The sequence below is a fragment of the Flavobacterium sp. AC267 genome (assembly GCF_979258715.1).
The window spans coordinates 4,838,595-4,861,847 of sequence record NZ_OZ409875.1; the positions used below are offsets into that span (position 1 = coordinate 4,838,595).

General features: G+C 35.1%; 20 protein-coding genes and 3 pseudogenes. 11 read left to right on the forward strand and 12 right to left on the reverse strand.

Translation table 11 applies throughout. The features are described from left to right. Positions 1-175: 175 nt before the first annotated feature. From ACZZ95_RS25705 to ACZZ95_RS25760, 12 genes and pseudogenes are all read right to left on the reverse strand, one after another. Positions 176-574: a TSUP family transporter gene (locus ACZZ95_RS25705; protein ID WP_463471260.1), complete on the reverse strand. Its 399-nt coding sequence runs from the start codon at positions 572-574 to the stop codon at positions 176-178. Then, positions 558-923: a TSUP family transporter gene (locus ACZZ95_RS25710; RefSeq protein WP_463471261.1), complete on the reverse strand. Its 366-nt coding sequence runs from the start codon at positions 921-923 to the stop codon at positions 558-560. Before ACZZ95_RS25710 ends, ACZZ95_RS25705 begins: the two co-directional genes overlap by 17 nt. Positions 924-1,039: 116 nt before the next feature. Continuing rightward, positions 1,040-2,227: a molybdopterin molybdotransferase MoeA gene (locus ACZZ95_RS25715; protein ID WP_463471262.1), complete on the reverse strand. Its 1,188-nt coding sequence runs from the start codon at positions 2,225-2,227 to the stop codon at positions 1,040-1,042. Between the two features lie 167 nt (positions 2,228-2,394). Next, positions 2,395-2,643, reverse strand: coding sequence for a DUF6755 family protein (locus ACZZ95_RS25720; RefSeq protein WP_463471263.1), 249 nt, complete (start codon positions 2,641-2,643; stop codon positions 2,395-2,397). 15 nt (positions 2,644-2,658) lie between these two features. Then, positions 2,659-3,180 (reverse strand): Rieske (2Fe-2S) protein, encoded by a 522-nt coding sequence (locus ACZZ95_RS25725; RefSeq protein ID WP_095951685.1) that lies wholly within the window; start codon positions 3,178-3,180, stop codon positions 2,659-2,661. Between the two features lie 9 nt (positions 3,181-3,189). After that, a pseudogene (locus tag ACZZ95_RS25730) lies at positions 3,190-3,760 on the reverse strand (4Fe-4S dicluster domain-containing protein). Between the two features lie 19 nt (positions 3,761-3,779). Further along, a pseudogene (locus ACZZ95_RS25735) lies at positions 3,780-5,998 on the reverse strand (molybdopterin oxidoreductase family protein). A gap of 95 nt (positions 5,999-6,093) precedes the next feature. Beyond that, positions 6,094-7,143, reverse strand: coding sequence for an MFS transporter (locus tag ACZZ95_RS25740; protein WP_463471264.1), 1,050 nt, complete (start codon positions 7,141-7,143; stop codon positions 6,094-6,096). A gap of 160 nt (positions 7,144-7,303) precedes the next feature. After that, positions 7,304-7,813 (reverse strand): MFS transporter, encoded by a 510-nt coding sequence (locus ACZZ95_RS25745; RefSeq protein WP_463471265.1) that lies wholly within the window; start codon positions 7,811-7,813, stop codon positions 7,304-7,306. Next, entirely contained in the window at positions 7,773-8,216 is a 444-nt protein-coding gene (locus ACZZ95_RS25750) for a magnesium transporter MgtE N-terminal domain-containing protein (RefSeq protein ID WP_463471266.1), read from the reverse strand. The genes ACZZ95_RS25745 and ACZZ95_RS25750 overlap by 41 nt, the downstream gene beginning before the upstream one ends. Then, positions 8,200-8,766, reverse strand: coding sequence for an MFS transporter (locus tag ACZZ95_RS25755; protein ID WP_463471267.1), 567 nt, complete (start codon positions 8,764-8,766; stop codon positions 8,200-8,202). The genes ACZZ95_RS25750 and ACZZ95_RS25755 overlap by 17 nt, the downstream gene beginning before the upstream one ends. A gap of 21 nt (positions 8,767-8,787) precedes the next feature. Next, a pseudogene (locus ACZZ95_RS25760) lies at positions 8,788-10,265 on the reverse strand (MFS transporter). A gap of 1,085 nt (positions 10,266-11,350) precedes the next feature. On the opposite strand from ACZZ95_RS25760, the gene ACZZ95_RS25765 reads away from it, so the two are divergent. The 11 genes from ACZZ95_RS25765 to ACZZ95_RS25815 all read left to right on the forward strand — a co-directional run bounded on the left by ACZZ95_RS25765 (position 11,351) and on the right by ACZZ95_RS25815 (position 23,159). After that, positions 11,351-12,370, forward strand: a complete 1,020-nt coding sequence (locus ACZZ95_RS25765) for a carboxypeptidase-like regulatory domain-containing protein (RefSeq protein ID WP_463471268.1) — start codon at positions 11,351-11,353, stop codon at positions 12,368-12,370. Further along, entirely contained in the window at positions 12,333-14,477 is a 2,145-nt protein-coding gene (locus ACZZ95_RS25770) for a SusC/RagA family TonB-linked outer membrane protein (RefSeq protein ID WP_463471777.1), read from the forward strand. The genes ACZZ95_RS25765 and ACZZ95_RS25770 overlap by 38 nt, the downstream gene beginning before the upstream one ends. A 16-nt stretch (positions 14,478-14,493) precedes the next feature. Continuing rightward, entirely contained in the window at positions 14,494-14,760 is a 267-nt protein-coding gene (locus tag ACZZ95_RS25775) for a hypothetical protein (RefSeq protein WP_463471269.1), read from the forward strand. Next, complete coding sequence (locus ACZZ95_RS25780) at positions 14,720-15,133, forward strand: RagB/SusD family nutrient uptake outer membrane protein (RefSeq protein WP_463471270.1); 414 nt, start codon at positions 14,720-14,722, stop codon at positions 15,131-15,133. Before ACZZ95_RS25775 ends, ACZZ95_RS25780 begins: the two co-directional genes overlap by 41 nt. A 24-nt stretch (positions 15,134-15,157) precedes the next feature. Beyond that, positions 15,158-15,967, forward strand: a complete 810-nt coding sequence (locus ACZZ95_RS25785) for a RagB/SusD family nutrient uptake outer membrane protein (RefSeq protein ID WP_463471271.1) — start codon at positions 15,158-15,160, stop codon at positions 15,965-15,967. A gap of 187 nt (positions 15,968-16,154) precedes the next feature. Continuing rightward, positions 16,155-18,068, forward strand: a complete 1,914-nt coding sequence (locus tag ACZZ95_RS25790) for an arylsulfatase (RefSeq protein ID WP_463471272.1) — start codon at positions 16,155-16,157, stop codon at positions 18,066-18,068. Positions 18,069-18,405: 337 nt separating this feature from the next. Next, a complete protein-coding gene (locus tag ACZZ95_RS25795) occupies positions 18,406-18,654 on the forward strand; it encodes a hypothetical protein (protein ID WP_463471273.1) in 249 nt (82 codons plus the stop codon). Then, positions 18,632-19,465 carry a sterol desaturase family protein gene (locus tag ACZZ95_RS25800; RefSeq protein WP_463471274.1) on the forward strand — a complete coding sequence of 278 codons (834 nt, stop codon included), beginning with the start codon at positions 18,632-18,634 and terminating at the stop codon, positions 19,463-19,465. Before ACZZ95_RS25795 ends, ACZZ95_RS25800 begins: the two co-directional genes overlap by 23 nt. A 7-nt stretch (positions 19,466-19,472) precedes the next feature. Then, entirely contained in the window at positions 19,473-20,189 is a 717-nt protein-coding gene (locus tag ACZZ95_RS25805) for a thioredoxin domain-containing protein (RefSeq protein WP_463471275.1), read from the forward strand. Between the two features lie 211 nt (positions 20,190-20,400). Continuing rightward, the gene (locus tag ACZZ95_RS25810; RefSeq protein WP_463471276.1) at positions 20,401-22,023 is read left to right on the forward strand and encodes a sulfatase-like hydrolase/transferase; all 1,623 of its coding nucleotides are present in this window, start codon (positions 20,401-20,403) and stop codon (positions 22,021-22,023) included. 464 nt (positions 22,024-22,487) lie between these two features. After that, on the forward strand, positions 22,488-23,159 hold the full coding sequence (locus tag ACZZ95_RS25815) for a putative sulfate exporter family transporter (RefSeq protein WP_463471277.1): 672 nt from the start codon (positions 22,488-22,490) through the stop codon (positions 23,157-23,159). Positions 23,160-23,253: the final 94 nt, after the last annotated feature.

A 23,253-nucleotide genomic window follows, 5' to 3' on the forward strand; every position in this document is an offset into this window, starting at 1 on the left:
GGTTTCAGTTTGAAATGAGAAAAATTTTACCGCAAAGTGCGCTAAGTTTTTTTATTCATTTAGTATGCTGTGCTTTTAAATTAAGTTCGCAAAGCTTTGCGCACTTAACTTTACTATTTCTATAAACCGCTTTTACAACACCTTGCGTACTTTGCGGTTAATTCTATTATTACTTTCACGGAAAAATCAATTTAACGCTTGCCATTAAAATCACTGTTCCTAAAACCATTTTTAATGTTCTGTTAGAAAAAGATCCGCTTCCGTAATAGCCTCCGAGCATTCCTCCAATAACAGCAATCGGAACTAAATAAAGACTATCCATCGGGATTGTTTTTCCTCCTAAAAGAAATCCCAGCATACCTGCAAATGAATTCACAAAAATGAATAAACTCGAAATTGTCGCCGATTCTTTGACCGATGCCCATCCTAAAAACAATAAAATTGGACTTAGGATAATTCCCCCGCCAATTCCTAACATTCCAGATAACAATCCGATTGCGAAACCAATTGCCAATGCAAACGGAAGATTAATTTTTACTTCTTCTTTTTCTTTAAAATTAAATATTCCAAACAATCTCAGAGCTGACAAAAACCAATACAATTCCTAAAATTATTTTATAAATCGTATTATCTAAAGTTACAAATCCGCCAATAAATGCCGCTGGAATTGAAGCAATTGCAAACGGATAAAAGAGTTTAGGTTTGAAATAATTTTTTCGATAATAAAACAAAAAAGAAATACTAGACACAAACAAATTCAATAATAAAGCCGATGGTTTCATAATTGAAATTGGAAATGCAAAAATGCTCATTAAAGCTAAATATCCCGAAGCGCCGCCATGTCCAACGCTTGAATATAAAAATGCAATAACAATTAATGCAAAACTGAATAGTAGTATGTTTTCGGAACTTAGGAGATTCATTATGTTTTTGTTTCAGGTTTTGTTTGTTTCAGGTTTCAGGCTCTGACTTTATGTTTTTATTTACATAACTGCTTTTCATCTTGATGCCCAAAAATCTATTTTCTTTATTCTATTCTCTAAAATCTAAAGTCTAATCTATTGGTAATAATGTTACAAGTCAGCTCTTTTTTATATTCTTCAACATCTTCTGGAACAATGAGCAAACTATTGGCAACAGCAAAAGTATTAAGCATTGCAGAACTTTGTCCGTCAAGAACTGTGACATTTGTTTCGTCGTATTTTGCTTTTAAAAACAATGTTTTTCCAGTATTATTTTTAATATCCGAATTTAATTTTCTAACGACTTTGGTTTTATGAATTTCTGAAAATCCCATTCTGTTTTTAATTGCCGGAGATACATAAATGTAAAAATTCGTCAGCGATGAAGCTGGATTCCCAGGTAAAGCAAAAACTAATGTTTCCTCTTTTGAACCAAAAAACATTGGCTTTCCAGGTTTCTGATTGATTTTATAAAACAATTCCTGAACTCCGTTTTGCAATAAAGCTTCTTTTACAAAATCATAATCTCCAACTGAAATGCCGCCCGAAATTAAAACGATATCATATTTTTTCAGAATATTTTTAAGCGCACTTTTTGTTGCTTTCAAATTATCTTTTACTCGGTAAACTTCCGTTTTCTTAATTCCGATTGTTTGCAAAGTCGCTTGGAGCATAATTGAATTACTTTCAAATATTTTTCCTTTCTTTAGTTTTTTCCCTGGCTGTACTAATTCGTTTCCAGTAACTAAAATGGCAACTTTTGGCTTTTTATAAACCTTAACTTCAGTAATTCCCAAACAAGCTAAAAATCCGATTGCAGCGGGTGTAATTAAAGTATTGGCTTCAAAAACCACGTCATCTTTAGCAATTTGTTCTCCTTTCGGACGAACGTTTGAAAGCTTTTCAGGCATTGTTGCAATCAAAATCGAATCTTTATGTGCCATTACATGTTCCTGCATCACGACTGTATCGGCATCATCTGGAACAAAAGCGCCTGTAAATATTCGAATTGCTTCGTTTGGTTCCAGTTTTATATTTGAATGATCTCCAGCCTGCGAAGTTCCAACAATATCGTATTGATGTTTGACACCGTGCATAAAAGCATAACCGTCCATTGCCGATTGACGAAACGGCGGCATATGAATTGGCGAAATCACTTTTTCTGCCAAAACGTAACCCAGCGCTTTGCTGACCGCTATAAACTTTGTCGGCATTTTAGCACTATTCGCTTCAATAATTGATATGGCTTCTTCTACTTGAATCATTATGGCTATTTTGTTATAAGCAAAAAAATACTTATTACAAATATAAGTATTTTTACTTAGTTAAAATTATAAGTTATCTAAATATTTTAAAAAATATAAATTTAGGCTAATTCTTTTAAATACTTTCAGAAAAACTCAAATAGCTTTTGATTTTGAAATGATTGCCTTTACTTTTTTCTAAAGTTACCTTTTGGAAGGTAATAAAGCCATGCAAATCCAATAAAAAATAGAATTGCTGAGGCTATAAAAGCAGGAATTAAAATTTCTTTATTGTCTTCTAATGCATTATTTAAAGAAGCATATAGAAGCCATATTTGAATACTGACATTTAAGATTAAAATAAAAATAAGTGTCGAAAGTATATTATTCAGTTTGTTAGGATTTGCCCGATTCTGGCTTCGTCTAAAAGTACTCATGTCTACAAATTTAAATTACACATTTAAGCTGTCTTTTTTCTCGATTAAAGCTTTTACGAAAACGGCATTTTCTTTAAATACAACCTCTAATTGCGGTAAAGCTCTTGGAGGCGGTCCTGCAATTACATCGCCGGTCATGGCATCAAAAGAACCTTCGTGGCAAGGACAATGTATTATTCCTGTTCCCGGTTTATAAAATACGGAGCAGGAAAGATGGGTGCATTTTTGCTCATAAGCCCTAAATTCGCCGCTTTCCAAGTGAATTAATATATACGGAATTGTACTTCCTTCTAACACAAATCCTCTTGTTCCGCCAACAGGAACATCTTCTTTATTACAGATAAAATGCTCTCCTTGCACTTCTTCTTTTGGTAATAAAAAAGCTTTTGCAGTTACAAATCCGCTTCCTACCATTAAGCCGCCAGAAACAAGAGTCAGGAATTTAGCAAAATCGCGTCGGCTGACCTGAGTTGATTCCTGTTTTTTTATGGGGAAATCTTTTTTCCAGTTTTGATTTAAATTATCTTCTTTTGACATGATTCTGATTTAATAAATTCTTAATTCTGTACTGCCTTTTGGCATCATAATATTGACTTTTGTTTTGACTTTTTCCTGTCCAAAAATAAAGTTGTTGACGGGCGTACTATTCGGTCTCATTTCTTCAATTTGTTCTCTTGTTCCGTAAAACAGTGCTCCACTTGGGCAAACTGTTGCGCACATTGGCTTTTTGCCCACGCTTGTTCTGTCGTAGCACATAGTACATTTCATCATCAAATCGTATTCTTCAACTTTTTTAGGCACTCCAAAAGGGCAGGCCATAACGCAGTTTGAACAGCCAATACATCTTTCTGTACTTGCAGTATGAACTACTCCAAATTCGTCCTGCGAAATAGCATCGGCGGGACAAACATTGGCGCAAACTGGATCTTCGCAATGCATACAAACTTGTACTGTTGTTTGAATTGTCGATGAGCGATCTACGTAATTTACACTGATTAATGTTTGCTTGCCCATTTGTTTCACATTCGGCGCAAGCCATTTCGCAGGCTTTACAGCCAATACAGCGCCGCATGTCTACAAAAAATTCTTCACTTGTATTAAAATTTGTCAAATTCATAAGTTCTCTTTTTTATAGATTAAACACTTGCATACGCTTCAGATTCTTTGGCTGGCGGTGCTATTTTTCCTTGTGGATCTAATAAACAAGCGCAGACTTTAAACTCTGGAATTTTAGAAATAGGATCTAAAGTTCCAGGCGTTAATTGATTGGCAGACTTACTTCCCGGCCAGTGATAAGGGATAAAAACAGTATCTTTTCTAATTGTTTCTACAATATTTGCCGGAAAAACTCCTTCTCCTCTTCGGGTTGCAACTCGTACTAATTCTCTTTGCTTGATTCCGTATTTTGCGTACCAATTCGGGATGAATTTCCAACATTGGTTCAGGAAATTGATCTACCAGTTTTCCAATTCGGCGTGTTTGGGTTCCGCTTAAATATTGCGAAACGACACGGCCTGTAGTCAATGTTATTGGATATTCTTCATCTGTAACTTCGCCAGGCAATTTATAAGGTGCAGGATTAAAATGTGCTTTTCCGTCTGGCGTTTTAAACTTTTTATCTTCCCATAATCTTGGTGTTCCTGGATGATCTTCTGTAGGACAAGGCCAGAAAACGCCCATATTATCTTCAACTTTTTTATAAGTAATTCCAAAATAATCAGCCGTTCCGCCTTTGGAAGCTACTCTTAGTTCGTTGAAAATTTCTTCGCTGTTATCATACGTAAATTTATCTTCTTCGCCCAGTCTTTTGGCTATTTCTAGTAATATAGAAGTATCGGTTCTGGCTTCTCCCGGAGGCGTAACAGCTTGCCTGATTCTAATTACTCTTCCTTCGGCAGAAGTTGTAGTTCCTTCTTCTTCTTCCTGTAAAGAGCCTGCTAAAACAATATCTGCATGGCGGGCTGTTTCATTTAGGAAGAAATCAATACAAACGTAAAATTCGAGTTTTTCTAGTGCTGTTCTTACATAATTATTGTTTGGAAGTGAAACCAGCGGATTGAAACAAATCGAAATCAACCCTTTAATTTCGTCTCTGTGAATCGCTTCTATAATTTCATAAGCAGTAAGTCCTTTTCCAGGCATATCTTTTTCGTCGATACCCCAAACTTCAGAAATATATTTTCTGTGTTCTGGGTTTTCAATGTCGCGGTTTCCAGGCAATTGATCACATTTATGACCGTGTTCTCTTCCGCCCTGACCGTTTCCTTGTCCAGTAATCGTACCATAACCGCAATAAGGTTTTCCAATTCTTCCTGTTGCCAAAACGAGATTAATACAGCCTAATACATTATCAACACCTTTTGAGTGATGTTCGATTCCTCTAGCATGCAGTAAAAAACTTGTCTTTGCTTTTCCCCATAATTCTGCAGTACGCTTTTATTTTTTCTTTATCAATTCCAGTAACTTCTTCTGCCCATTCTAAAGTGTACTCTTTTACAGCGTCAATTGTTTCCTGAAATCCGGAAGTATAATTATCAATAAAATCATGATCCAGCATATCGTGATCTACTAAATACTTCAGCATTGCACCGTATAATGCCGAATCTGTTCCCGGTTTTACATCTAGATGAATATCTGCAGTTCTTGCTAAAGGAATCATCCGTGGATCAATCACAATTAATTTTGCACCGCGGTCTCTTGCTTTCCAGATCCAATGTGTTAGGGTTGGAAAAGTTTCGCTGATATTGGCTCCGGTTACAATAATCACTTCTGCATATTCTAAATCAGAATAATTGTTTGAAGCGCGGTCTAATCCAAATGCTTTTTTATTTCCTGCTCCGGCACTTACCATACAAAGTCTTCCATTGTAATCGAGGTTCCTAGTTTTTAACGCGACTCGGGCAAATTTTCCAACTAGATAACTTTTTTCATTGGTTAATGAAACTCCAGATAACATAGAAAAGGCGTGTTTCCCGTACTTTTCCTGAATTCGTTTTATTTCAGAAATAGTTTTATCCATGGCATCATCCCAAGAAACCTTCTCAAACCCTTTGCCTTCTACTCTTTGTATGGGATGTAAAAGTCGGTCTGGATGATTATTTTGAAGATATCTTTGAACACCTTTTGGACACAAACGCCCTTCGTTGAAAGGAAATTCCATCCAAGGTTCAAAACCTACTACTTTATTTTCTTTTACTAATAACTGAATTCCACACTGCATACCGCAAAAACAACAATGCGTTTTTACGACGTCATCTGGTTCATCTCTTCCATCATAACCATCTACAGGCGCATAATTTAAATGCGGACCAAATGCTTCAATTATTTTTTCAGTTGATACGGGTAGTTTTGCCATATTTTTTAGTTTTCAGTTTTCGGTCGCAGTTTTCAGTCTTGGTTTACAGATTAGTAACTGTAAACTAAAAACTGCGACTAAATACTTTTTTATAATTATCCAAATAAATTGCCGCCTTCTAGTCTGGCTTTTAGGTGTGCTTGTGCTAAGCGTGATCTTTTTCCTTCTGGACTTAAATCGAGGTGAGAAGTTCCGTCTTCGTGGGTAAAATCGAAGCCTAATTCTTTGGTTACGATTTTTAAATCATTGATATGAAGCTGGGTTGCAAATTCTTCTCCCGTATGCGGACAAACTGCCATTCCTTTCTTGATTCCTTCTTTTTTGTAAATATGTGCGCCAATTTGTGCGGGACGCTGAATGATATGAAAGAATTTTCCAAATGGAATCCATATTAAAAACATAATTACCGTTACAGCATGAATTACGGCAAGGAAATCGTACGCAAAACCTTTCATGAATTGATAGGAATACGTAAGACACAATCCCGTTACCGATATTGCGATTAATAAAATTAATGGCAATAAATCCCCTTCAAAAGTCTGGGTTGCAATTAACCCTGGATTTGTGAGTCTTCGTCTTAAATAATAAACAGATCCAATTATGACAAGCCATGAAGACCAGTTTAAAGCATGAAAAATTAAAAATGCTAAAAATGAATTTATCTTAAAATCCATCATTTTAAATCCGAAGAAATGTGCCTCGTAAATGGAAATTGAATTTGGCGCCAATGTAAAATGAATCCATCCAAATGTAAGTGGAATTGTTATTGCGAAAGCAGAAATACACCCCAAAGCAATACAAAAATGGGCAAACCAGCGCCATTTGCTTCTTGGATAAATAAATTTCTGAACAACAATATTTTGAGCCGATTCTTTTCCTAAAAACCATAAATGGGACAGTATTTTTCCTGTAAAAAGAAATTGTAAACTTCTTTTAAAATACATCCATGTTGGAGGTCTTTGGAGCCAAACGGTATAGCGGTATACGATTCCAAAAAAAGCGAATACGGTTCCGAATAAATAAGTAACGAGTGCCGCATCAAAATTTTGCGACTTTCTGGAACCATAAAAAACTAAAACAATAGTCAATATAGAAACAAGAGTTGCAACAAGCAGGGCTTTGGTATTAAACGTTTTATTTTTCATCTTTAATAAAATTAAATGATTACTTATTTAACTTGGTTTTTCACAATTTTTACGATTGTAGAACCACCAATTGATACCTGTAGCTAAAATAGTGAAAAAACAAACGCCTATAAAAAATTGATTTACAGTACCATTAGCAGAAATATTATTCCCTATTAACTTAGAAAAGATAAAAGGTCCAAAAGCGACAATTGCAGCTGTCCAGCCTATCACTCCAGCAGACCTGACGTGGATTTTCTTTAAAGATTATTGGATATTGTCTAAAAGTACCTGCATTTCCAATTCCGGTAAAAAAGAACATTGCTAAAATTACCGTAACAAAAAGCGGAAATTGATCCATACTTGTTGGCGCCACCAATCCTTGTGTCACTAATAAAATTGCTCCCGCTAAAATTCCTAAACCTGTAATGGTTGTTAAAATTGCCCCTCCCACTTTATCAGCGACAAATCCAAAAGCGACACGGCTGGCAGAACCTAATAACGGACCGTAAAATGCATATACTAAAGGATCTGGCGGATTAGGAAAATCTCCATAAAGAAACTTAATCATTAAAGGAAAAGCGGCAGATAAACCTGCAAAAGTTCCAAAAGTCATTACGTAAGTAATCGTGCAGTACCAAGTGTGTTTATTAGAAAAAATATCCATTTGTTCTTTTACAGATGCCATCATTGGTATACTTCTTAAATAAAACCAACTTAAAATTGTCATGATTATTAAAAAAGGGACGTACCAAAAAGTCTGCTGACTGCAAGTATATTTCTGTCTTTTTTACCGCTGTATTTTCGGGATTAATACTATCTAAGATTTTTTCGGCCAACTTTGGATTTGCATTTGCAATGGCTTTTGCTTTTGCCTTTACTGGTAATGCAGAAAATACAACTACATTATCATTCGAGTTTACCGCCGTTGTTACAGAATCAATTACATTTTGTTTTACAGAGGAAAGTATTCTAGTTTGAACTTCAGCATCAAGTGTAGCAAAAACTTCCTTTTGTTTTTCTATGCTTGAGTTTTTAATAAGTGCTAAAGTTTCTTTAGGATCTACACTTGTAAAACTAGTTGCGAGCACCATAAATCCCAACGCTGATTATAAGCGGTGTTACAAATTGCGCAATGGAAACGCCAAAATTTCCAATTCCAGCCTGTAATCCTAACGCAGTTCCTTTCAGCCTTTGAGGAAAAAACAAACTTGTACTTGGCATGTAGGATGAGAAATCTCCACCACCAAAACCAGTTGTAAAAGCCAAAACTGCAAATACCCAAAATGGTGTATTGACATCCATAATGGCAAAACCAATTCCGATTACGGGAATAAGTTTAATTGCTGTAGCAAATGATACAATATGACGTGTTCCATAAATTGGTAATAGAAAAGTATGAACAATTCTCAAAAACCCAGTCGCTAATCCAGGAATAGCGGTTAACCAAAAAAGCTGATCTTTTGAAAAATTAAATCCGAGTCCAGGCAATTTTACTGCAATAACACTCATCATAAACCAAGAAGCAAATGACAAGATTAAAGTTATCGTTGTAATCGTTAGTGTCCTCCATGCAATTTTACTGCCGCCGTTATTCCAAAACGCTTCATCTTCTGGATCCCATTTGTCTAACCAAGTTTTCATATGTCTACTTTATTTAATTTTTTAATGATTATTTTCTATATCTCTAGTAAAGTTTGGTAACTTACTTCTGGTCGCATTGATAATTGTTCTGTGCATCCATAGCAGACAGAGAACAGAAACCACGAAAATAAATATCCAGGAACTGGTCCATAAGCCAGTGTAATTGAGCAGATAACCAAATATTATCGGACCTAAAAATCCGCCAAGTCCACCAATTAAACCAACCATTCCGCCAACAACTCCTACTTCGTTTGGAAAATATTCTGGAATGTGTTTGTAAACCAGTCGCTTTTCCTATTCCCCAAGAAATACCAATAAGGATTACCAAAACCAAATACACCCAAAGATTCGCGCTAAAATTTATTTGTGTAATTCCCTGCGCCAGTAATTCTTTCTTTTTGACTTCCTGATTTTGTTTTACAATAATTTCCTGCCAAGAAGTTTTTACTGGAAAAACAGATTGACTGTCTTTTTCTAAATCTTTCTTAGCATTGATTTGATGCGTTTTTCCGTTTACAATTATTTTATCTGCGAGCAATTTCTGTTACAACTCCATTGTTCATTGCCATAACGCCGGGACCTGCCGTAAAGATTTCCATTTTCGGAAACATTAATAAAAAGCTGATGACGATTGAAGAACCTAAAACCCAGTACATAACTTTTCTTGCTCCGAATTTATCTGATAAATAACCTCCAAAAGCTCTAATTACACCAGACGGTAAACTAAACATTGTAGCAAACATACCGCCCATGACTAAAGTGGTACCGTAAACATTCATAAAATTGGGAAGAAGCCATTGCGAATAGGCTACGAAAAAACCGAAAACCAAGAAATAATAAGTTCCAAAACGCCAGACTCTGGTCTTTTTAAGCGGAGAAAGTAATTCGGTCATTGTTTTTGAAACACCTTGATTAGTTTTATTTTTAGCAAAAACAATAAAAAGTATTCCAATAATTACAAGAACCACTGCATAAATAACAGGAAGCATTTTCCATCCATTTATTGGATCTTTTTCAGTGAAATTATTTAATAAAGTTGGAGCAATAAAAGTGGTAATTGCCGCGCCCGCATTTCCCATTCCGAAAATTCCCAATGCCCTGCCCTGCCATTCTTTTGGATACCAAACAGATGTATAGCCTATTCCAACAGCAAAACTGGTTCCTACCAATCCGAAGAAAAAACTTAAAACAGCAAAACTCCAGAATGAATTGGCAAAAGGAAGTAAAAAAAGTGGAACTGAACACAGTAAAAGTAAAGTTGAAAAGACAATTTTACCACCATATTTATCTGTCAAAATTCCGATTGGGAGTCTAAAAATAGAACCAGAAAGAATAGGAATTCCTAAAAGCCAGCCGGTTTCAATTACAGTAAAATTAAAAATTCCTTTATCGGCCAAAAAAGTAACTAATACACCATTTAATGTCCAACAGGCAAAACAAATCGTAAAAGCCAGCGTATTTAAAAATAAAATTCGGTGTGATTGAGAAAGGTTATCCATATCAAAATTTTAAATATTATCGAACTAAGATGCACTTCAATAATGCACCAAAATTAAAACCTTAAATACTTACAAAATATGACATATATCATATTAAAGACAATTACGTCTTTAATATAAAACTAACCTAAATTACAATATATTAATTAATTACACTTAAAACAGTCTGTGTTTTTTTAAACAAGCTCTTTAATTTATAAACGTTCTTTGTAAGAATTTTAATTGTTGCATGAATAACTCCTGCCTAATTTAATTTCAAAAGCCTAAATTTTAAAAATTAAGACAGTAAAAGTTTAATGATTCTTCATTTAAAATGAAACTTGAGTACATTTTTTTCTGTGCGTGACGTTTTTTCCTCTTTTTTTTAGTTTTTTAAGAATTAGAAAAGATAAAAAACAAAGTAAAAAATACTACAATTTTAATTGTTTTTTGCTTTTTTTTAAAACATTTTTAAGAATTTCATTTGCTTAAAGAACCCTCTTAAAATAAGGGGTTAAGAAGAAAACCAGTAATCTATAAGTACATAGAAATGAAGCTTTTTCAAAAAAAAACCAACAAACTTTTGGTTTTTATTATATAAAATTTAACTTTGTCTATAGGATTAGTAGAGTTTTAAATAGTATTTCAAACCATAAAAACTATTATTGTGAAAACAACAGAAAGCATATCGCATTACATTCTTCCTAAAAAGTACACTTATAACACTTGCTGTTATATGTGTTTCTGTTGTTAAAATCTACTTTTATTTTATCTGCCGTTTGATCTTTACAAAAGAGCAGGTTTCTTAAAAAATACCTTCAAAACTATTTTACTGAATTTACCCAAAAATCTATCTGATACATTTTTTGTATGGGAAGGATTCTTGAAACCATACCTTTTATTCAATAAATTAAATAACTAACAACTAAAAAAAACTAAAATGAAAACGATGCAAAACTATTGCTGTAAATAAAAAAAGCCATTTCTGCGGCAACAGAAATGGCAAGGCTTAAAGAACATTTATCACTAAATCAAGAACACTTTTAGAGTGCTGTAAAAACAGGGCTCAGGGCGTCTTGTTAATTACTTAAAACCAATACAAAGAAATGAAAAAAAAGTTAAATATATACATACCGCTGTTTCTCCTCTTAATAACGGCGGGAATAAAAGCCCAAAATACTATCCCTTTAATCCAGTCTAAACTTGACGGAACTGTTGTGGATGACATTACAAATCAACCAATTATAGGTGCTTCTATCAACATTAAGGGTACCACTCACGGAGTTGTTACGGATGCTGAAGGAAAATTTTATTTTCAGACAGGTCAGAAATTTCCATACACCTTAATAGTAAGTTACATTGGATATAAAAAGCTGGAAATTATAGTTGAAAAAAATCCAGTTATTATTCATTTAAAAGAAGAAAGACAAGAATTAGACGAATTGGTAGTTGTAGGTTACGGAACCCAAAAAAGAAAAGACATAACAGGTTCTGTAGCATCTGTTCCAAAAGCCAATTTATCTCAGGTAACTTCTTCTGCAGACAATCTTTTAAGAGGTGCTGTTGCCGGGGTTGTAGTTACACAAAGTTCAGGCCGCCCGGGCGCTTCTTCCAGCGTTCGTATTCGAGGAGGCAACTCTATCACTGCAGGTAATGAGCCACTTTATGTGGTAGACGGAATTTTGATTTACAATGATAACAGCAACAGTTCTACGGGAGTAGCATATGCTGGTGCAAGTGTAAATGTGCTGTCTACAATTAATCCTGCGGATATTGAATCTATGGAAGTGCTTAAAGATGCTTCTGCAACTGCAATTTACGGATCTCGCGGTGCTAATGGTGTTGTAATTATTACCACTAAAAAAGGAACAAAAGGCCAAGACAATATTTCGTATCAAGGTTATTTCGGATTTCAAAATATCTCCAAAAAACTTAGGCTGATGAATGCCAGCGAATGGGCAGGTTTAAGAAATGATGTTCAGGCAAGTATTGGTCAGTCTCCTTCTTTTTCTGATGTCCAAATTGAAGCCTTAAAAACTTCTGGCAATTACGACTGGCAGTCTCGTTGCATTTGTAACAGTCGCTCCAATTCAAAATCATCAGCTATCTTTTTCTGGAGGCGATGAAAGATCTCGATACGCAATTTCTGCAGGATATTTTGACCAAGATGGAATTGTATTGGGAAGCGATTTTAAACGTATTTCTCTTCGTGTTAACTATGAACGAAATTATTCTCAGAACTTCAAGTTTGGAGTAAATGCTAATTACACCAATTCAATTACAAACGGTGTCGGCGCAAGCGAGAGTGGCGGAAGAAATCCAAATCCATTAGTGGGTGTTTTATTGACAGCGCCGGTTGTTCCTATAAAAAATCCTGACGGAAGTTACAATGTAACGAATAACCCTTACGCTACTTCTGTAAACGGTTACGTTTCTAACCCGATTAATGATTTGGAAAACACCATTAATGAAACCAAACTAAACAGAATCCTGACTAGTTTATTTGGTGAATACAAAATCACTAAAAAATTAACCGCTAAGGTTGCCGTGAGCGGAGATGTATTAAATACCAAACAAAATTATTATGCGCCTTCAAATATATCAAATGGTGCAGGAACTAAAGGTTTGGCTTCGATTGGCGAAAGAGTTGTAAGTTCTGTTTTAAACGAAAACACATTAAATTATAATACTAATTTCGGCGAAAGCCATAAGTTTTCAGCATTAGGAGGTTACACACTTCAGTACACAAAAGGTGAAGTGGTAAATGCTGGAGCGCAGACTTTTGTAAATGATGCTAATACGTACAATGCGGCGCAAGATGGAATAGCCGTAAAACCATACAGCGATGCTTATGAAAGTGTTTTAAAATCATGGCTGGCAAGAGTCAATTATTCTTATAAAGGAAAATACAACTTCACTTTATCAGGACGTGCCGATGGTTCTTCACGATTTGGGTCGGAATCACTTTGGGGTTATTTTCCATCTGCTGGATTCTCTTGGAATATTACTGACGAAGAATTTGCAAATAACATAAAAGGTGTAACCGAAGCAAAACTTAGAATTACTGCGGGAACAACAGGAAATCAAGAAATTGGAAATTACCTTTCTCTTGCTTCAATGGGCTCTGTAAATTATTCTTTTGGAGGTACCTTATACACAGGATTGGCTCCTACCCGATTGGCAAATCCTGATTTGAAATGGGAGAAAACAAATCAATATAATATTGGATTGGATTTATCATTATTAGACCGAAAAATCAATTTTGTTTTTGATGTGTATTACAAAAAAACAAACGATTTGTTAATCAACGTTCCTGTTCCGTTGAGTTCAGGTTATGCAACGGTTCTTCAAAATATTGGTGGTGTTGAAAATAAAGGTATTGAAATTGGTCTGACAACGGAAAACATCAAAACAGAAAAATTTGCATGGAATACCAACATTGTATTTTCTGCTAATAAAAATAAAGTTGTCTCAATAGGAAATGGTGTAAACGAGTTTTTTCCTGTAGTTCCAAACGGTTCGTTATTACAGCAACAACCCGTTATTGTAAAAGTGGGTCTGCCTTTGGGAAGTTTTTGGGGATATAAAACAAACGGAATTTTTCAAACTCAGGAGGAAGTTAATACACAGCCAAAAATAAACAGTTTGGCCAACACAAGAGTGGGCGACCGAAAATATGTAGATGCTAACGGAGACGGTGTAATAAATGCTCTTGACAAAGGAAATCTAGGAACTTCTCAGCCGAAATTTGTTGGAAGTTTCAGTAATACAATTTCATATAATGATTTCGATTTGAATTTCTCTTTCCAAGGATCTTACGGCGGAAAAATCTTCAATGCTTTAAATCAGCAGTTAGAAATTTCTACACTGGGAACAAACGCGTACGCGACTTTAAATGACCGCTGGACACCAACAAATCCAAGTAATGAAATTCCGAGAGCATCTAGTTCTCCTTTAGGAATTGTTTCTGAGCGTTATGTAGAAGATGCCTCTTTCTTACGATTGAAATTAATAACACTGGGATATACTTTACCAAAAAGTGTTTCTAAAAAACTGGGAACAAAAAGTGTAAAATTCTACATCTCTGCAGAAAACTTAATTACATGGACCAAATATACTGGATATGATCCAGAAGTAAGTTCATACGAACAAAACAACTTATATCCGGGAATTGACTTTGGTTCTTATCCAAACTCCAAAACATTCATCTCGGGCTTGAACGTAACTTTCTAAGTAAAAAAATATAAAAATGAAAAAGATCATTATAACATTTCTATTAAGTGCCGGACTATTTGTATCGTGCACAGAATTGGAGGTAACACCAACCTCTTTTGTAACCGAAGATAATTACTTTATCACACAAGATGATGCCGTGGCAAGCGTAACAGCAGTTTATGCATCGCTAAACCTTGATCCAGGAGAACAGAGTTTATTTGGAAGAAACCTATATTTCTTAACAGATATGGGCTCAGATTATGCTTGCGACCGGAGTTTCTGCAACAAATCCGCAGGTTAGAGCGCTGAGCAGTTTGACACATGATGCAACTAGTGATCGTGTTCAAGTAGCGTGGAGACAAATTTATGCCGGAATAAACAGAGCGAATGTTTCTATTGATAATATTCCGAAAGTGTCTGGTAATGAAGTCATCAAAACAAGATTGATTAACGAAGCCAAATTCATAAGGGGTTTGCTGTACTTTCAGGCAGTTCGTCTATGGGGTGGCGTTCCAATTGTTTTGCACGAAGCAACTTCTATAAATTTAGGAGATCTTAAAACAAACAGAGCAACTGTAGAAGAAGTTTACACTCAAATTATTACCGATTTGACTGTCGCTGAAGCTTTGCCTCCAACTTACTCTGCTTGCAGATGCTGGCCGTGCAACTTCTGAGCCGCAAAATCAATTTTGGCAAAAGTGTATTTGACTAGAAAAGACTGGCCGAATGCTATTCTAAAAGCCAGAGAAGTAATTAACGGCGGCTACGGATATGCTTTATTTGAAGAGTTTCAGGACATTTTTACTAAAACGAAAAAGAATGGAAAAGAACATATATTTTCTGTACAGTTTGAACCAAATCAAGCAGGAAATGGTTCTAGCGGAAGTACTTTTCAAGCAACAACTTTTACTGGATTTACGGCAACAGAGCCCGCAGATATTATCTCAGACGTAGCGTTGTTTTATGACATTTACGCCGTTGGAGATAAAAGAAGGGATGTGAGTTATGCCAAACAATTATTGAATCCAACAACGGGAGCACTTTATACATTTCCGAAACCAATTTTCAAAAAATACTTGGATTTAACCAATCTGGCAACACCTGCAAATGTCGCAATCAACTTTCCAGTTATTCGTTATGCCGATATTTTATTGTCTTTAGCGGAAGCGATAAATGAACAAGGCGGACCAACTGCTGAATCCTACGAATTAATCAACCAAATACGAAGAAGAGCTTTTGGGAAACCAATTACAACGCCCGATGCGGCGATAGATTTATCCGGATTAAATCAGACGACTTTTAGAGTCGCGATTCAGGAAGAACGTAAAAAAGAATTTGTTCAGGAAGGACAAAGATGGTTTGACTTGGTTCGTTGGGGAACATTGGTTACTGAAGTGAAAAAAGTAACGGCTAAAAACTCTGTTTCAGAAAGAAATAATCTGTATCCGATTCCTCAAAGCGAGCGCAATATCAATCCTGACGGCTTACCGCAGAACCCTGGATATTAATTTTTAAAACATAGAAACATAGATTTTTTTTAAATAAAAAGAATTTAAAAAGAAACCTATTTCTCACTCATAGAATTACTATGTGCGTTTAAACAAGTGAAACGCATTTTACAAATTCTAAACGTATGATTCTATGTGTTTAAAAAATATGATTATGAAAAAAGCTTATAACTAAAAAAACTATAAAATGAGAAATTTAAAAAATAACCTGGTAATTAAAAGCTCGAAAAAAGGGCTTTTGTTTACCGCTTTTCTGGCAGTCCAGATCGGATTTGCGCAAGAAAAAACAGAATTTAAGGGAACGATTGGTAAAACTTTGGCCGATTCTAAAGAATATTGGCCTGAGCCGATAAAAGCTCCGAAAGGCGCGCCAAATATTGTCTGGATTTTATTGGATGATGTCGGATTTGGAGTCGCAAGTACTTTTGGCGGTTTAATCAGTACTCCTACTTTTGATAATTTAGCAAACAATGGTTTACGCTATACCAATTTTCACACTACTGCCATTTGTGCCCCAACACGTGCGGCATTGTTAACGGGAAGAAATTCAGGAAGAGTTCACGTCAGCGGATTTTCTCATACTATTTTATCAGCTGGTTTTCCAGGCTGGGACGGAAGAATTCCTTCGGATAAAGGAACAATTGCAGAGATTTTACGTGAAAATGGCTACAACACTTTTGCTGTGGGGAAATATGGCGTAACACCAGACGAAGAAGCATCAGATGCTGGTCCGTTTGACAGATGGCCGACAGGAAAAGGTTTCGATCATTTTTACGGTTTCTTAGGTTCACAAACCGATCAGTACAATCCTGATTTAGTAGAAGATCAAGTTCATATTAAACCAGACGGACGTCATTTAAATGAATTAATTACTGACAAAGCGATCAGCTATATTCAAAAGCAGCAAAAAGCGGCGCCTGGAAAACCATTCTTTTTATACTATGCACCAGGAGCGCCGCATGCACCTCATCAGGTAGCCACAAAATGGAGTGATCCTTACAAAGGAAAGTTTGACAAAGGATGGGACGCTTATCGCGAAGAAGTTATTGCAAACCAAAAGAAATTGGGTGTTATTCCCGCAAATGCTGTTCTGCCAGAACGCAATCCGTCGCTTACAGATTGGAAAAAACTAACTCCAGACCAAAAGAAAGTATATGCCCGCTTTATGGAAGTTTACGCTGGATTTTTAACTTATACCGATTATGAAGTGGGAAGAGTTGTAAATTATTTAAAAGAAAGCGGACAGCTGGACAACACCTTAATTTTTGTTGCCATTGGAGATAACGGAGCAAGTAAAGAAGGAACTACGGAAGGCACAATTAATCAAAACCTGTTTTCTCAAGGTGTTTCTGACGAAGAAAACCTGAAGAAAAACTTAGCCAATATTGACGAAATTGGTACACCAAAAGGCTTGAATACAAATTTCCCATTAGGTTGGGCTCAGGCAACTAATGTTCCTTTTAAAAACTGGAAACAAGATGCACAATCTGAAGGCGGCACGCATAATCCGCTGATTGTATTTTATCCAAACGGAATTAAAGATAAAGGAGGTATTAGAAACCAATACAGCCACGTTACAGATTTACTTCCAACGACTTTGGATATTGTCGGAATCAAAGCGCCGGAATATATCAAAGGAATTAAACAAGATATCATTCAGGGTTCTACATTCAAGGCTTCTATAGACAATCCGAAAGCGACATCTTTACACACGGTTCAATATTATTATATCTTCGGAAACAGGGCTATTTACAAAGATGGATGGAAAGCTGGAGCAGCGCACCTTCCAGATTCATTTGCAGTAAAAAAAGCTTTTGGTAAAAACGAAAAACCTGCCGAAAGCAATTTTGATGCTGATGTTTGGGAATTATATAATCTAAACGAAGATTTTAACGAACGTAATAATCTGGCTAAAAAATATCCTGAAAAACTAGCCGAACTTCAAAAATTATTTGATGAACAGGCTAAGGAAAATAATGTTTACCCATTCATCGACTGGCAGGACGTTTACAACAGAAGAATCCATAATACTGGAGCTGATAAAGGAAAAACAGTTTCAGATCTAATTAAACAAGCCACTAAACCAGGAAGTACCAATTAACTAGATTATCACAACCTGCAAGGTTTTGGAAACCTTGTAGGTTTAAAGTCAAATTGCAAAATCTTTAAGTGATTTTAAAGTTTGAAAGTCATACCTCCAAGGTTTTGGAAACTTTGCAGGATAAAAACAAATAACAAAATTCTACTAACTCCATAGAATTAGTAACTATTTTTATTTAATTTTATATTAAAGCATTTAAATTCAGAAAGATATGAAACGAGTAGATTATGAAATAATAGGAAAAAAAATTGTCGTTGGGACAATTCTATTTTTAGTTCCACTGGCAATTCTGGCTGGAGGATTAGCATTAATTAATCAATTTTTAAAATAAGAAATCATGGCAATAGTTCAGAAAGAAAAATTAACGAGAGATTTAATAATAAGCTTTTTTATTTATTCTCTGCCCGTAGTGGCAATTTACCTATATTTTAAATTAACAGGCGGTGCTGTTAGTGAATCACATATTACACTTCCAGCATTTTTAGAATTCGCGCAACCTGTTTTTGCAAACATCAGATCCTGGGGGTTAATTGTTTTTATGCTTGTTTTGGGAGTTATAGAATTTGCGAGCAGGTTTATACGATGACGAATGGACAGGCGAAGAACGTAAGATAGATATCGTAAGTTTCTTAGCCCCAAAAGTACTTTTACCACCAGTAATTGCTTTTTTCAGCTTAACCGCTTTACCTTATTTATTACCAAATGCGGCTAATTCTTTATCATGGGTTCCATTTTGGGGAGGATTTTTCCTGATCGCAATTGCCGACGATTTAACGCAGTATTGGTACCATAGATTACATCATCAAGTTCCGTTTTTATGGCGCTTTCACAGAACACACCACTCTGCTCCATACATGGGAATGGCTATGGCGTCTAGACAGAACTTTATTTATACGGTTTTCTTTTCTCAAATTTATTTGACAGCAACTTTAACGTATTTAGGTTTAGGATTACCAGCTCTATTTGTTTTGGTAATCAAAAGTTTCATCACTTTGGGTGCGCACTCTAGTATTGCTTGGGATAAACCATTTTACAAATACAAAGTTTTACATCCAATTGCATGGGTTTTAGAGCGTTTAATTTCTACTCCGGCTACACATCACGCGCATCACGCAGATACCAGCGGAGATGGTGTTGGACACTTTAAAGGAAACTTCGGAAATATGTTTTTTATCTGGGATGTAATCTTCGGAACAGGATTGATCACTCGTAAATTTCCAGAATCTTACGGAACAAAATCATACAAACAAGAAGAATGGTACGCCCAATTTTTATGGCCAATATTCAAATCTAAAAAAGAAGGAAGTGCTTTGGCTGAAGGCGTTTTGTCACTTCCATTAAAATCAAAACCAGTTACTGCAGAGGAAACTCCTTCACCAGTATTAGAACAAGCTTAGTATTTCTATGAAAAATCAAATCTTAAAAACCAGTATAACAGCAATTGCCTTTTTTTGGGCAGTTGTCGCTTTTTCGCAAAATGAAAATCACAGTTCATTGTCTTTAGATTCTTTTTATTCCAAAATAAAAAGTCAACAAAATCCACAAATTGTTGATGCTCGAACTCCAGAAGAATTTGCCTTGAATCATATTGAAGGCGCTGTAAACTTTAATCTTCAATCTGAAAATTATGAGCAATATGCCTCAAAATTGGATAAATCTAAACCCGTTTTTATTTACTCAATCGGAGCCGGAAGAAGTGTGGCTTTAGAAAAAGAATTATTAAAAAATGGCTTTAAAGAAGCGTATAGTCTCGAAGGCGGAATTGCTAATTGGATCGGCGACGGAAAACCTTTTTATTCCAATCTCAAAAGTAAATTATCCTTAAAAGAATTCAATAAAATCATTGCCGATAATAAAACCGTTTTGGTAGATATCGGTTCCAAATACTGCGGGCCGTGCAAAAAAGTAAAACCTGTTTTAGAAACCATCAGGACAGAATACGGAGTCGCTTTAAAAGTGGTCGAAATAGAGTTGGAAGACAGTCCACAAGTTATTGCCGATTTAAAAACAATCAAAGTTTTTCCAACTTTAATTTTATATCAAGATGGAAAAATTGTCTTTAAAAAAGAAGGTATCAACGATTTGAAAAATGAAGTCGATGTTGCATTGGCTTCGAAGTAGCATTTAAAACTTATTGAACGTAAGCTTTAAGTACTCAAATCGCACAGTTTGTCAGCTGAGCGGAGTCGAAGCTCCGCAATCAAAATCGCCAATTTTTGCGGAGCTTCTTGCGGAGATTTCTCCTCCGTCGAAATGACAAAAATACGTATTAAGCACAAAACCTAAACTTTGACAAAGTTTCCATAATCTAAAAATTAACTAACCCAAAAATATGTCAACCAAGAAAAAAATAACCAAAATTGTTATACCCATTTTATTAATTCTCCTCATTCTTGTCGCTTTCCTCTTTTGGCCTATTAATACAAATGGAACTTTAATTAAGGAAGATCAAAAACTTGCTGAAGGAAAAAAAGAATTTTTATCCTCCAAAGTTCCCACAGATTCTGTTTCAGGAAAAAAGACCAACATCATTATTCTTCTTGCCGATGATTTAGGAAAATATGATATTTCGCTCTACGGCGGAAAATCAACACCAACACCGCAAATAGATTATTTGGTCGCTTCTGGAGTTACTTTTACTGATGGATATGCTTCTGCCTCTATTTGTTCGCCTTCTAGAGCTGGACTAATTACAGGAAGATATCAAGAACGTTTTGGACATGAATATCAGCCTGGAGATCGCTATCCAAAAAACAACTTAGAATATTATGCTTTTAAGTATTTGCTCAATACCAACAATTGGAGATTAAATGATAAAATCGAATATCCAAATGAGGCGTCAATTGCAACACAAGGTTTACCAAAATCTGAAATCACTTTTGCTGATTTAGCTAAAAGAGAAGGTTACAATACTGGTATTATTGGAAAATGGCACTTAGGACATAATAAAGGATTTTTTCCTTTAGAACGTGGTTTCGATTATCATTACGGGTTTTATCAGGCTTTCTCTCTATTTGCTCCAGAAGACGATAATCCAGATATTATTAATCATCATCATAAAGATTTTACTGATAAGATGATTTGGGGAAAAGGACGTGTTGGAATTGGTCAAATCCGCAGAGACAGCACCATAATTGATGAAAAAGCATATCTAACAGAAAAATTTGCCGAAGAAGCCGAAACCTTTATTGATAAAAATAAAAGCAAGCCTTTCTTATTGTACATTCCTTTTAATGCGCCACATACGCCATTTCAGGTTCGCAAAAAGTATTACGATCGTTTTCCAAATGTAAAAGACGAAAACAAACGCGTTTATTTTGCCATGATCAGTGCTTTAGATGATGCAATTGGGAGAATTCGGGCGAAAATAAAAAAAGAAGGTCTAGAAGAAAATACTTTAATCATTTTTGCCAGCGACAATGGCGGCGCCGATTATACATTTGCCACCACAAATGCACCATTAAAAGGAGGTAAATTTTCTCATTTTGAAGGCGGTATAAATGTTCCTTTTGCACTTTCGTGGAAGGGAAAAATCAAGCCTAATACAGTTTACAAAAACCCTGTCAGTACTTTAGATATTTTTACCACAATTGCTTCTGCGATTGGTTCTGATCTTCCAAAAGACCGAATTTATGATGGTGTAGATTTGATTGCAACGGTAAACGGAAATAAAGAAGCCCATAAAGATTTATACTGGCGTTCCGGCGATGCAAAAGCAATTAGAAGCGGTGATTGGAAATTAGTAATAAGCGGTAAAACGCATGAAAAATGGCTCTACAATCTTGCCTCTGATAAATCTGAAACAACAGATCTCGCGCAAAAAGATCCAGCAAAAGTAAAAGAATTACAAACTGCTTTACAAAATTGGGAGAAAGGTTTAATTAAACCGCTTTGGCCTAATTTAACATACTATGAATTCGATTTTGGCAAACAGAAATACTTTGTTGATTTATAATTGTGAATACAAAACCCGATAGATTTTGGAAATCTTGCGACAAATCAATCATTATAAATTGCCTCCAGCTTTAGCTGGAGGTTAAAATTTAACAAGCAAAAGGGCTTTAGCCAAACTTTTTATTCGGCTAAAGCCTTTTTACAACTAGACCTGTAACCTCCAGCTAAAGCTGAAGGCAATTCAGAAATTATGATTTTATTACTGCTTTTGTTCTATTATAAACTTTCCAAAATCTCGTAGGTTTACTTTAAATAACGAATCAAATACCTACAAGGTTTTAGAAACCTTGCAGGAAATCAATAATTATAAATTGCCTCCAACTTTAACTGAAGGCAATTCAAAATGATGATTTTACTATTAATTTTTGTTATAAGATATCCAATAACCTTGTCGATCTGATTTTAAATAACTAATTAAAAATACCTATAAGGTTTACTAAACCTTGTAGTAAAGAAAAACATAAAATGTCAACCTCAACAAAACAATTTACTTTACACGAAGATTGGACTGTCGTTATTCTAGGCTTTCTTATAATCGGAATTTCTCTTTTTATTTTTCTTCCTCAAATTCCCGTTTTCAAATGGACGAATACAACTGATTTAACCAACAATGTTTTCGAAATAAAAAATCTTCAAATCATTGGTTTACAATTTATTTATTTCACTTTTATTGGAAGTATTGGAACTTTTTTAGTTGGAAAATCGGTTAAGAATTTCCTTTTCGGATTTCCTGTAATTTACTTTCTCACAATTCTTGCATTGATAATTGCAGGAAATACAGCAATAAAAGCACTAAATCTGGAAGCCGTTATTTTCAGTTTAGTAATTGGATTACTTATTGGGAATTTCCTCAAACTTCCAGAATGGTTTCGCGACGCTTTATCAACAGAACTCTTTGTTAAAATCGGATTGGTTTTACTGGGAACAAGTGTAATTTTTTCGGATATTTTAAAGGCAGGATCTTTAGGATTAATTCAAGCTTTGGTTGTGGTTTTATCGGTTTGGTATTTTGCTTTCTGGCTCTGTAAAAAACTAAAAGTCGATGATGAATTGACCATGATGATTTCGAGTGCGGTTTCTATTTGCGGTGTTTCTGCTCGCCATTGCAACTTCTGGTGCGATAAAAGGAGATTCTAAAAAATTATCTTATGTAATTTCGATGGTTTTGGTTACCGCTATTCCAATGATGATTTTTATGCCACTAATTGCGAGTCATTTTAATTTTCCAGAA

Coding starts and splice junctions, on each gene's coding strand:
- ACZZ95_RS25740 (WP_463471264.1), bottom strand. CDS start 7,143: ATGAAAAATAAAACGTTTAATACCAAAGCCCTGCTTGTTGCAACTCTT.
- ACZZ95_RS25795 (WP_463471273.1), top strand. CDS start 18,406: ATGGCAATAGTTCAGAAAGAAAAATTAACGAGAGATTTAATAATAAGC.
- ACZZ95_RS25790 (WP_463471272.1), top strand. CDS start 16,155: ATGAGAAATTTAAAAAATAACCTGGTAATTAAAAGCTCGAAAAAAGGG.
- ACZZ95_RS25725 (WP_095951685.1), bottom strand. CDS start 3,180: ATGTCAAAAGAAGATAATTTAAATCAAAACTGGAAAAAAGATTTCCCC.
- ACZZ95_RS25745 (WP_463471265.1), bottom strand. CDS start 7,813: ATGATGGCATCTGTAAAAGAACAAATGGATATTTTTTCTAATAAACAC.
- ACZZ95_RS25710 (WP_463471261.1), bottom strand. CDS start 923: ATGAATCTCCTAAGTTCCGAAAACATACTACTATTCAGTTTTGCATTA.
- ACZZ95_RS25755 (WP_463471267.1), bottom strand. CDS start 8,766: ATGAAAACTTGGTTAGACAAATGGGATCCAGAAGATGAAGCGTTTTGG.
- ACZZ95_RS25750 (WP_463471266.1), bottom strand. CDS start 8,216: ATGGTGCTCGCAACTAGTTTTACAAGTGTAGATCCTAAAGAAACTTTA.
- ACZZ95_RS25815 (WP_463471277.1), top strand. CDS start 22,488: ATGTCAACCTCAACAAAACAATTTACTTTACACGAAGATTGGACTGTC.
- ACZZ95_RS25805 (WP_463471275.1), top strand. CDS start 19,473: ATGAAAAATCAAATCTTAAAAACCAGTATAACAGCAATTGCCTTTTTT.
- ACZZ95_RS25720 (WP_463471263.1), bottom strand. CDS start 2,643: ATGAGTACTTTTAGACGAAGCCAGAATCGGGCAAATCCTAACAAACTG.
- ACZZ95_RS25765 (WP_463471268.1), top strand. CDS start 11,351: ATGAAAAAAAAGTTAAATATATACATACCGCTGTTTCTCCTCTTAATA.
- ACZZ95_RS25780 (WP_463471270.1), top strand. CDS start 14,720: ATGCTTGCGACCGGAGTTTCTGCAACAAATCCGCAGGTTAGAGCGCTG.
- ACZZ95_RS25810 (WP_463471276.1), top strand. CDS start 20,401: ATGTCAACCAAGAAAAAAATAACCAAAATTGTTATACCCATTTTATTA.
- ACZZ95_RS25715 (WP_463471262.1), bottom strand. CDS start 2,227: ATGATTCAAGTAGAAGAAGCCATATCAATTATTGAAGCGAATAGTGCT.
- ACZZ95_RS25775 (WP_463471269.1), top strand. CDS start 14,494: ATGAAAAAGATCATTATAACATTTCTATTAAGTGCCGGACTATTTGTA.